At 61.7% G+C, this 9,990-nt stretch carries 7 protein-coding genes and 1 pseudogene; 2 read left to right on the top strand and 6 right to left on the bottom strand.

Annotation, left to right across the window (positions count from 1 at the left end; translation table 11 throughout):
* From BST27_RS28725 to BST27_RS28700, 6 genes and pseudogenes are all read right to left on the bottom strand, one after another.
* Nucleotides 1–368, bottom strand: a pseudogene (locus tag BST27_RS28725) (transposase); the annotation flags it as partial.
* A gap of 231 nt (nucleotides 369–599) precedes the next feature.
* The gene (locus tag BST27_RS28720; RefSeq protein WP_069420861.1) at nucleotides 600–2,261 is read right to left on the bottom strand and encodes a PE family protein; all 1,662 of its coding nucleotides are present in this window, start codon (nucleotides 2,259–2,261) and stop codon (nucleotides 600–602) included.
* A 792-nt stretch (nucleotides 2,262–3,053) separates the two neighbouring features.
* Nucleotides 3,054–4,544 (bottom strand): PPE family protein, encoded by a 1,491-nt coding sequence (locus BST27_RS28715; protein WP_069420862.1) that lies wholly within the window; start codon nucleotides 4,542–4,544, stop codon nucleotides 3,054–3,056.
* Nucleotides 4,545–5,066: 522 nt separating this feature from the next.
* A complete protein-coding gene (locus tag BST27_RS28710) occupies nucleotides 5,067–6,056 on the bottom strand; it encodes a 1-aminocyclopropane-1-carboxylate deaminase/D-cysteine desulfhydrase (protein ID WP_069420863.1) in 990 nt (329 codons plus the stop codon).
* The gene (locus tag BST27_RS28705) at nucleotides 6,053–7,351 is read right to left on the bottom strand and encodes a D-arabinono-1,4-lactone oxidase (RefSeq protein WP_069420864.1); all 1,299 of its coding nucleotides are present in this window, start codon (nucleotides 7,349–7,351) and stop codon (nucleotides 6,053–6,055) included. The genes BST27_RS28710 and BST27_RS28705 overlap by 4 nt, the downstream gene beginning before the upstream one ends.
* The gene (locus BST27_RS28700) at nucleotides 7,348–7,695 is read right to left on the bottom strand and encodes an amidase (protein ID WP_139805430.1); all 348 of its coding nucleotides are present in this window, start codon (nucleotides 7,693–7,695) and stop codon (nucleotides 7,348–7,350) included. Before BST27_RS28700 ends, BST27_RS28705 begins: the two co-directional genes overlap by 4 nt.
* 412 nt (nucleotides 7,696–8,107) lie before the next feature.
* On the opposite strand from BST27_RS28700, the gene BST27_RS28695 reads away from it, so the two are divergent.
* Together BST27_RS28695 and BST27_RS28690 are read left to right on the top strand one after the other, a co-directional pair.
* Nucleotides 8,108–8,731: a TetR/AcrR family transcriptional regulator gene (locus BST27_RS28695; RefSeq protein ID WP_331250628.1), complete on the top strand. Its 624-nt coding sequence runs from the start codon at nucleotides 8,108–8,110 to the stop codon at nucleotides 8,729–8,731.
* Nucleotides 8,732–9,513: 782 nt separating this feature from the next.
* Nucleotides 9,514–9,990, top strand: a 477-nt coding sequence (locus BST27_RS28690; protein WP_170062389.1) for a PE family protein, incomplete at its 3' end; no start/stop codon positions are given.

Here is a 9,990-nt window from a genome sequence, read left to right as displayed (position 1 = left end):
CCGCTGCGACGGCCCAACAGAGACGGTCTCTCACCACCTCCCGACACACCAAGCGCCTCGTGGCGCACAGCTCGGCCCCGAAGAAAATCGCCGCTGCTTTCAAGATCTCATTGGCCCGGCGCAGCTCGGCGATCTCCTTGCGCAGCGCCTTGTTCTCCTCAGCGATCTGCGTCGTCACCCGGACGCTGACCGGTGTCGACCTCCGAGCGGCGGATCCAGGTCCGCAGCGTCTCGGGGGTTCCGATCCCCAACATGCCCGCGACTGCGGTGATCGCCGCCCACTGCGACGGGTACTGCGGGCGCACCTCAGCGACCATGCGCACCGCACGCTCACGCAGCTCGTCGGGGTACTTGCTGACACGTCCCATAACTCAGATCCTCCCAAGGTCGGGAGTCTCCGGACTCGCCGGGACGGGTCAGACAGGCACTTCCGTGCATTTGCACACACAACTACCATCACCCTGTGAACGATCGCGACTATCGACGCGCGGAAAATCAATAATCCCGGTATAACGCTGGCAGTATAGGCCGAAGTTAAGGGCGGTTGTCAGTGTGTAGAAATAAGCGATAGGATAATGCAATCCGATGCTTCACAAATACTAGGCGGTGAGGCGCTGGATTGCGGAAATATTACTCATCGTCGCTTTTCCGATTGTGAGAAGTTCAATACCACCTGCTATCGATCCCAATCCCGCAATAGCCGCAATCGGATATCCGACGGCATTTATGAGGCTTCCCTGTAGTAATTGATCCAAGCCGATTTGGACGAGGTAGACCGGCACCGTGGTTACCATGGAAAGACCAATGTCTGCGGTTGGGAGTAGGACCGCATAGCTATTCGCAGTAATCGAAGCGGCGGTGTTCACGACCTCCATCGGTGACGGTAATGTCAGCGACGTCGCCACAAGGTCGGCTGTTGACGAGATCGGCAGGGACGGCATGGTGATTGGTTGCGCCAAGATCGTCCGCATGTCGCGGGCGAAGTCGTTGACTCCCTGCTCGACCCCGGCCGCGAGTGCGTCGGCAACGACGACCGGGCTCACATCCGGGAAAAGGCCGAACGTAGTTGGCACATCGGCGTAATCTGTTGAGAAGCCGTAGGCTGGGTCACCGTAACCCAGATTGACAATGACTTTCAAGGTCGGTTGGACCAGGTTTGCTAGCGGATTTCCGAGGACAGGCATCGCACGTAGCGGTTCCAAGAGCGGCAGATTCTGGGTCCGAATCATGTAGTAGCTGGTGACACCAGAGTAACCGGGAGACGTCGGTAACAGAATTGCGTTATCAACCTGCCCCGGCGTGAGGTCTAAGTACGCGGGGTGTACATAGAATATGCCGGCAAGGGCGTTGAGATTTGAAATGATATTAAGCGGATACCGCGGGAAGTCGGCGAATCCATCGTACTCGAGAGTGTAGTTAGCTGTCGGATAGATGGTGTCTGGCGGCGTCGCGCCACCGAATGTGAGTCCTACACTCGGGAGATACAGTTGTGGGAAACGCGAAAACATGCCCCCATTGGGGGTCAATTCATTGCCGAGGAGCACGAAGTTGAGCTGGTCGGCAGTGGGGGGGCTCGCGCCAAAGATGGAAGTTCCCGAAGCGAGGTTTCGCATCGTGTCTGTGGCGATAATCGCACTCTGGGAAAGGCCGGTAACGGTCACCGACTGTCCCTCGTTGTGGATTAAGTCGTAGAGCGTGTTTTCAAGAATGGTGACGCCCAGGCGGACCGACGTATCGAACGGCAAGCTCTTGGTCCCGGTCATTGGGTAGCCCTCTTGAGGTGTGAACAAGGCCCGCAGGATGCCGGTTGACCTGACGAAGAGCGAATTAACGACCTCAATCTGAGCTGGTGTTGGTATGGGGAATCCGGTGGCCCCGGGGAACAATGTCACATCGTTTGCCGGGAATGGTGGAATAGCAGCCGCGGTCGGCGCGGTGGAGGCGAAGGGAGCTCTTGCCGCGCCCAGGAGGGCGGCGACGTTGGTGGTCTCGGCTTGCACATAGGCACCCGCCGCTGCAGTGAGCGACTGGTGGAGTTGACTGTGAAACGCCCTAACCTGGTTCGCGACAGCTTGGTATTCGTGCCCGTGGTCGGCAAACAGTTTCGCGATGGCTGCTGACACTTCGTCGGTGGCGGCCGCCAGCACATGGGAGGTCGAGTTTGCCGCGGCAGTATTGGCCACCTCGATTGATGCACCGATCCACTCGATATCCTCGGCGACTGCTGCCATGATCTGTGGTTCAGCGAGCACGTACGTCATCGACGCGATTCCTTTCGCGATACGGGAGTGTGTTCGTCAAGCCGGGCAAAATAGTCAACGGCGCGCGGGGGACGTAGTGAGCGGGTTGCGAGCGGCAGGAACGATCCATAACTTGCAGTCGGCGTTCCACCGACATCGACCGGTGTCCGCACTCCGTCACGGACAGGTGCGGCACACAACGTGGGGGGAAGGGCGGGTATGCCAGCCATTGGCCAATCCTAGAATATCTTCCAGTTATTTGGTGGGCGAATTGCCGGATTTCTGACCATGTCGCTCGCTAGGTCAGCGGCAAGGTTGGCATGCGGCCCAGATGGGTTCTCAGCCGTCGCTGTCATTCGCCAGCGGGAAGGGCGGTCAGCGCATTTCGATTGCTGGCCGCGAGGGAATGCAACCACTTTCACGCCGCAGGCAAAGCAACTGGGCGGCGCTCAACGCACTCGGTGGTGACTGGGCTGCTAATAGCGACGTACATCAAAGTGTCGTCGCATCGATGACGACCGCCCAGGGCGGCTAGCCACCTGCACAGCCGCCGGCCCCGGGAATCAGCACGGCTTGCGCTGTGGCACAACACAATCGCACCCGCCCGGCTTGAGCGACACCACCCGTTCTGACAGCCAGGAAGCAACAGCAAAGCGGGCCAGCGGAACAGTCATACCCCAGCCCGCCGGATCAAGGCTGAACAATCAACGGTTCACGCCACACGGTCCATCGGTGGTCTGAGCTAATTTGCAGTGGCCACGTCAAGATTGCTGATATCGGAGTAGCCCGGCGTGGCTTTGCCCAGATCCGCATCTACCTCCGGATGTGCAGGGGCCCGACGCCGATGAGGTTGTCACCGTGCAGGAAGGCGCCCAGGTTGTGGTTGCCGGTGTTGAAGAAGCCCTGGTTGAAGGTGCCGTTGTTGCCTATCCCCAGTAGCCCCAAGGGTCCCAACGGTAATCCTGAGTTGTTGGCGCCGACGTTGCCGATGCCGACGTTGTTGATGCCGTGGTTGGCGATGCCCACGCCACCGAATTGGGTCAGGGGGTCGGTGGGAGTGATGTGTGGGCTGACGTTGCCGATACCCATATTGAGCGAGCCGGTGTTCCAAGCGCCGAAGTTGTTCAGGCCGTTGTTGGCGATTCCTACCCCGCCCAACAGGATGGCCGGGTCGGTCGGGGTGAAGTTCGGGCTGATGTTGCTGATACCGAAGTTGAGCGTGCCGGTGTTGAAGAAGCCGACATTGCCCTGACCGATATTGCCGTAACCGAAGTTGGGTAATGCCGACGCGGCGGCCCCGGGTAGTAGTCCGTTTAGAGCGCTGCTGCTGATGTGGAGGGGTCCGACGCCGATGAGGTTGTCACCGTGCAGGAAGGCGCCCAGGTTGTGGTTGCCGGTGTTGAAGAAGCCCTGGTTGAAGGTGCCGTTGTTGCCTATCCCCAGTAGCCCCAAGGGTCCCAACGGTAATCCTGAGTTGTTGGCGCCGACGTTGCCGATGCCGACGTTGTTGATGCCGTGGTTGGCGATGCCCACGCCACCGAATTGGGTCAGGGGGTCGGTGGGAGTGATGTGTGGGCTGACGTTGCCGATACCCATATTGAGCGAGCCGGTGTTCCAAGCGCCGAAGTTGTTCAGGCCGTTGTTGGCGATTCCTACCCCGCCCAACAGGATGGCCGGGTCGGTCGGGGTGAAGTTCGGGCTGATGTTGCTGATACCGAAGTTGAGCGTGCCGGTGTTGAAGAAGCCGACATTGCCCTGACCGATATTGCCGTAACCGAAGTTGGGTAATGCCGACGCGGCCGGCGCGGTCAACTGGGCAACAGCCGCCGCCGCTCCACCGTGGTATCCCACCATCGCGGCCACGTCCTGCGCCCACATCTCCTCATAGATGCTCTCGGCGGCCGCAATCGCCGGCGCGTTCTGTCCGAACAGATTCGACAGCACCAGGGACACAAAGTTAGAACGGTTAACCGCTACTAGTTCCGGGTGCACCGTGGCTGCCACCGCCGATTCAAACGCGCCCACGACCGCTTCGGCCTGTGCCGAGGCGCCCGACGCGTGGGATGCCGCCGTGCTCAACCACCCCGCATAGGGCGCGGCCGCGGCCAGCATCGCTTTCGACGCCGGCCCCTGCCAAGCCTGGGCGGTCAACCCCGAAATCATCGAGGAGAACGATCGCGCCGCCGAATCGAGCTCGGAAGCCAAGTTATTCCAGGCAGCGGCTGCCTCCAACATGGGAGCCGAGCCTGCGCCGGCGAACATCCGCGCCGAATTGACCTCCGGCGGCAACACGAAAAAGCTCATCGACGACTGTCCTTCCGTCCAACACAACAGGGCAAATGTTCGAAAAGTCCGACAGCGGAGCCGAGGACACCGCCGCAGGCCGGGCAATTGTCAACGCCGCCCGCACCCCGTCGAGCAGGACGAGCGTTGTAGCGTCAAGTTACACCATAACCTAGAAATAGTTCTAGTTTTGGGGTCCGAAGAACTCCAGGCGGCCTAACATATCCCTGGCGGGCAGCAAGGTGTGGAGCTTGGTGATCGTGAAGCGCTTAACTGCGGAATTCCCGTGCAATGCACCGTAAACCCGGGCTCGTGATGCTGAAAACGGGCAAGTCCAGAGTTTTCTAAACTAGATAAAATTCTGGATTAGATCTAGAAAGATATCCATACTTCGTCGGCGAGAGATATCCATGTGACCGACGCCCGCCAGGTTGGAGGCACGTCGCTGAGGCTGCGCAGCCGCCGCATAAAGTCGCCGGAGCGGGCGCGACGGATCCAAAAAAGTGTGCTGACAACTAGTCTCGCGATGCTTTTGCGATCTCGCTAGCGGGGCCCGTGCGTCTGAAGATAGAGGGTGGGTCCATCGGGCAGTCGTCCATTGGCGGTGAGGTCGAGAAGGGCGGCCATGGCCTTGGCAGTGTAGACAGAATCGAGTTCGAGTTGCTCGGTGTCGCGCGCGAGTTTCAGTGCGCGTGCGCCCCCGCTGGTTGGGTGGCCGTAGCCCGCGCCGAGCCAGTGTCGCAGAAGAAGTAGGCGGTCTGCACGCAAGTGGATGGGCGGCAGGTTTGCGCCGCGATTCCGCAGTAGGCGTGCTGCTCGACGTGCGAGGGATGTGATCGATTGATGATTTAGGCGCAGCGTGTCGTTGACGACGATGCCAATCACTTGAGTGTCGGTAAGACCGGCCAGCGCGAGACCGAGGTGCAGGCCGGCGACGGTACCGCCGGACCCGACTGCGGTGACGATCGACGATGGTGTGGGCATGGTGCCGCCCTGGATCTGAGCGGCGAGTTCGAATGCCATCTCGACGTACCCGAGCGTTCCTAATGGTGAAGAGCCGCCGGCCGGTAGCAGGTAGGGCCGACGGTGGCGCAGGTAGAGGAAGGGCGCGGCCGCGATGGTGCGTGACTTGCTGCGGGTCAAGTAAATGTCGGCGCCGGATGCGCGGAGGCGTTTGAGCTGGGCTGTTACATGGCTGTCTACTGGCTGGTTGATAAGCGCGAGGGCAGTGTGGATACCGCATGCGCGGGCGTATAGCGAGGCGGCTAGGCCCCAGTTGGTGCCGATGCCGCCGAAGGTAAGGATGGTGTTTCGGCGTTGGCGCTTGACCTCGGGCAGCAGCCATTCCAGCTTGCGGACCTTGTTCCCACCCCAGCCCCCGTTGCCGTAAGTGCCGTCGTCTTTGATCCAGACCGGAGTGTCGGTAGTCGTGAGGCGTGATAGTTGATGCACGGGTGTGGGAGCGCTTCCGAGGGCGACGTGTTGGAGTGTGTCGCGCAGCTCGGGAAAGCGCTGGTGGAGGTGGGCGGTCATTCGGGTACCGGGCCCAGCACCCGTGAAACGTAATTATTTGTGAATAGGCCGGCCGGGTCGAGGCGGGACCGTACTGCGGCGAAGGCGTCCCAGTCGGGATAGGTGGGGCGCAGCGTGTCGGCTGTGCGGAAGTGGCGCTTGCCCCAGTGCGGGCGTCCGTCGAAGCCCAGCATGATCTGTTCTACCTCGCGGAAGAACGTTTCCCAGGGCAGGCCTTTGAATTGGTGCACGGCTATATAGCAGGTTTGCCGACCGGCGGCGGGACTGAGGTAGGCGTCGTCCGGGGCGACAAATCGCACTTCGAGGGGGGTTGGCGCCTTGTGGCGGGACGCGACGTCGCGGACGAGGCGGACGGCTTCGGCGGCATGTTCGATGGGGATGGCGTACTCCATCTCGGTCAGGGGTACGCGTCGTGGTGTTGCGAAGATTCGATAGGAGCGATCGGTGCGCCGCGTGGTACCCGCGAGACGGGTGCAGGCGCGGTTGATGGCGGGTATTAGGTGGGGCCACGCGCGGCCGGCAAGACAGGCACCCCAATACGCATAGTTGGTGATCGCGACATCGTGGAGCCACTGGCTTGCTCGGCTGGGCGGTGCCGGCGCGGCGTCGGTGCGGTTCCAGGTTTTGGTGAGCACCATGTCGCTGTGCGGGAATGCGAAGAAGCCGAAGTGGTCGTTGGCTTTGATCAGGTCATCGAGTTCGCCGAGGACCTTCTCGAAGGGCATCGTGGTATCGACTCCGTGGAGGGTGAACGCTGGGACGGCCTGCAGCGTGACGGCGCTGACGACTCCGAGCGCGCCAATGCTGACCCGCGCGGCTCTGTATGCGGCGGGGTCATTGTGGGCGTTTACTTCGATCGTCGCGCCGTCTGCGAGGGTCAGCTCAATCGAGTGCAGCGATGCTGACAGGTTGGGCAGGGTGTGACCGGTGCCGTGGGTGCCGGTGGCCGTGGCCCCAGCGATCGATTGGACGTCGATGTCGCCGAGGTTCGCAAAAGCGAGGCCGCTTTCCCACATCGTCGTGTTCAAGGCGCCCAGGGAGATGCCGGCTTGGCAGCGGACCAGGGCCGATTCGTGGTCGATGTCGAGGACGCGGTTCATGCCCGACAGGTCGATCAGTGTCCCGTCGGTGAGCACGGCGTCGGTGAAGGAATGTCCTGCACCAGCCACTCGAACGCGTCGCCCAGACCGTGCGGCGCTCGCGATTGCTGCGGCGAGTTCGTCTTGGCAGGTGGGCCGCGCCACGGCGGCGGGGCGGCAAGTCTGGTCGCCGGCGAAATTGGTCCAGGTTTTCATCTACACACAACCAACGGTGTGTGAGTGGTTGGATGCGGGCCGTCGTCGTACTTGGCCGGCTTGGCGGTGCAGGCCTTCGTGCCATGATTGGTCGGCATCCCCACGACGTTCAGGTTGTCCGTCACGAACGTCGGAACACCAAAGAAGCGGCCCGGCCGCGAGGGGCGTGGATCGTTGAATGCATCGGAGGCGATGGGCGCGAGGTACGCCCCGCGTGCGGCCCGCTCCCGTGCGGCGGCGGCCAGCTGGGCCGGACTGGCCTCACCATCCCGGACCAGGGCTTCGAGGGCCACCGCATCATGGTCCGCCAGAAAGTCGTCGCAAAACGCATGCATGCGGGCCACGCGTCAGATGGTAGGAGACTTTCGGACAAAAATCCAGAAGAAGTTCCAGGTTATGATGGGGGGAAGTTTGGTGCTGCAACCATGACTCCGCGCGGCGGCCACCGCGGGAACTCGAGAACACGCGACCACGTTGACCTACCAATCGCGTCGACTGTCGACGAATGCTGCCGCCCGTCGACGCATTACTACTCACTACAATCCGCACCATCACCAGCCCGCTGGCATGGCCAAGATGGTGACGACAACGCCAGTTCCGAGCTCGCCAATCCCACTGCCGACGACGAGAAAACCCAATGATCACGATCTACGGCTGCCGTACTAACACGACAAAACAGCGCACCCCCTGCAACAACCCCAGCGCAACACTGCAAATCAGTTCACAAGGCCATCTAACTTCGGGTAAGAATTGACCGTGAAAACTCCGCGACATCAGGCACGTGCGCAGGCGCGAAAAGATGCGTTGCTGCGTGCGACCCTCGAAGTGGCCGCCGCAAAAGGCTTCGCTGGCATAACGCACCGTGCGGTTACCGAGCAGGCGGGTTTACCGCTGGCGACGATCGGTTATTTCTACGATTCGATCGCCGATTTAGGCCGCGAGGCGCTCCTCGTATTTGCCGGCCAGGACATCGCCCACCTGAACGCACTGGCGCAGATCCTCACCGATCAGCGCCGGACTCCTGAGGAGATAACGACTGCCTTTGCTGCTGCGGCCGCGCCGCGGTGGCCAGAAACCGCTGCACTACTGGAGGCCTACCTCACCGCCGCGCGCTATCCCGAGTTTCGTGACACCCTCGCCGAGGCCTTGACCGCCGCGCGCAATGTCACGGCGGTCGCCATTACCGCAACCGGTGCACCCCAGGCCCAGGATGTTGCTGAAGCCTTTGTCGCTCTTGCGCACGGATTCGCTCTACATAACCTCGCGGTTCCGGATCTCGCCGACGCCGACGGCCAGCGGCGTGCGATGCGGACAATGCTTATTGGGCACCTCGTCGAGTGTGGCCGAATCGACGACGCATTGCGGCTTAGAGGGTGGTAGTGGCTTTCCGTCGCGCTGCGAGGCCGCGCTGCGATGGCGCCTGCCGCCGGTCAAGGGGCTGAACCGCGCCGAAGGTGGTGTGGGCGCTGGACTTCCAGTTCGATTCCACCATCGACGGCAAAACGATCATGAGACTTGGCGTTGGCCCCGAACGCGTGCCAGTACTCGGCAACGGGCGCCTGGTAGTCGATCAGGCCAAAACTGCGCGAAGTTAAGGGGCTTCGCCTCGAACAAAATTGTCGCAAGCTGCGACTTTCTTGCGCATTCGAATCGTCATTTTCGCAGGTAGGACGCCTGCCGTGAGACATTCCGTCGTGCGCTGGCTGCTAGCTCGTCTCAACTTTTTCCAGACCGGCGACAACGGGAAAACGGCGCACGATACTTCGTCGCAGAAGGTAGTCGGTGATAGCTGATCGGGCACGCTTCCTCGGCTTTGGTGGCAACTGACGAGAGGAGTTGAGTTTGATGACCCTCTCGGTGTCTAGCTCAATAATCAACTCGCTTTCAACAATGACAACTTCAATGGCGCGTACGGCGTCGCGATCGACATCGGAATTCCTGGAAGCGCCATTTTCGAGCCGGTTTTCGGTGATAACTCACCCAAGGCTGGCAGTTTTCTCGGCTGATCCGAGAGGAGTAGTTAGTGTCCTACGCCAGCAATTCGGCGACGTCCAACGACTAGTACCCCGAGCCGGTTGTCGCACAAGAGCAGCGTTGTCACCGGCGGTCTTTGTGACCAGCGACCGAGTGGTGTTTGCGCCGCTGGTGTTGGAGGAATCGTCATGCTGTTGACGGTCTCGCCGGAGATAGTGGCCGCGGTGGCCGCGGACTTGGCCGAGATTGAGGCGACGATCAGCGCGGCGAATGCGGTGGCGGCGGGTCCCACGACGCAGGTGCTGGCGGCGGCTGCGGACGAGGTTTCGGAGGCGATAGCGGCGTTATTCGGCGCGCACGCGCAGGAGTATCGCTCGCTGAGCGCTCAGGCCGCGGTGTTTCACGGGCAGTTTGTGCGATCGCTGACCGAGGCCGGGAACGCCTATGCGATTGCCGAGGCCGCTAACGCCCAGCCGCTCCAGATGGTCGAGCAGGCCGTCCTGGATGTGATCAATACGCCGAGCCAGTTGCTGCTGGGACGGAAGTTGATCGGTGATGGCGCTGGTGGGGCGCCCGGGACTGGCCAGGCAGGCGCGCCCGGGGGGCTGTTGTGGGGTAATGGCGGCGCCGGGGGTAACGGCGGCGACGGTGTTGTTGCCGGCGAC

The sequence above is a fragment of the Mycobacterium intermedium genome (assembly GCF_002086275.1).
Lineage (GTDB): Bacteria > Actinomycetota > Actinomycetes > Mycobacteriales > Mycobacteriaceae > Mycobacterium > Mycobacterium intermedium.
Note: the sequence above shows the minus strand (reverse complement) of the source record. Positions and strands in the feature narration are given on the sequence as shown.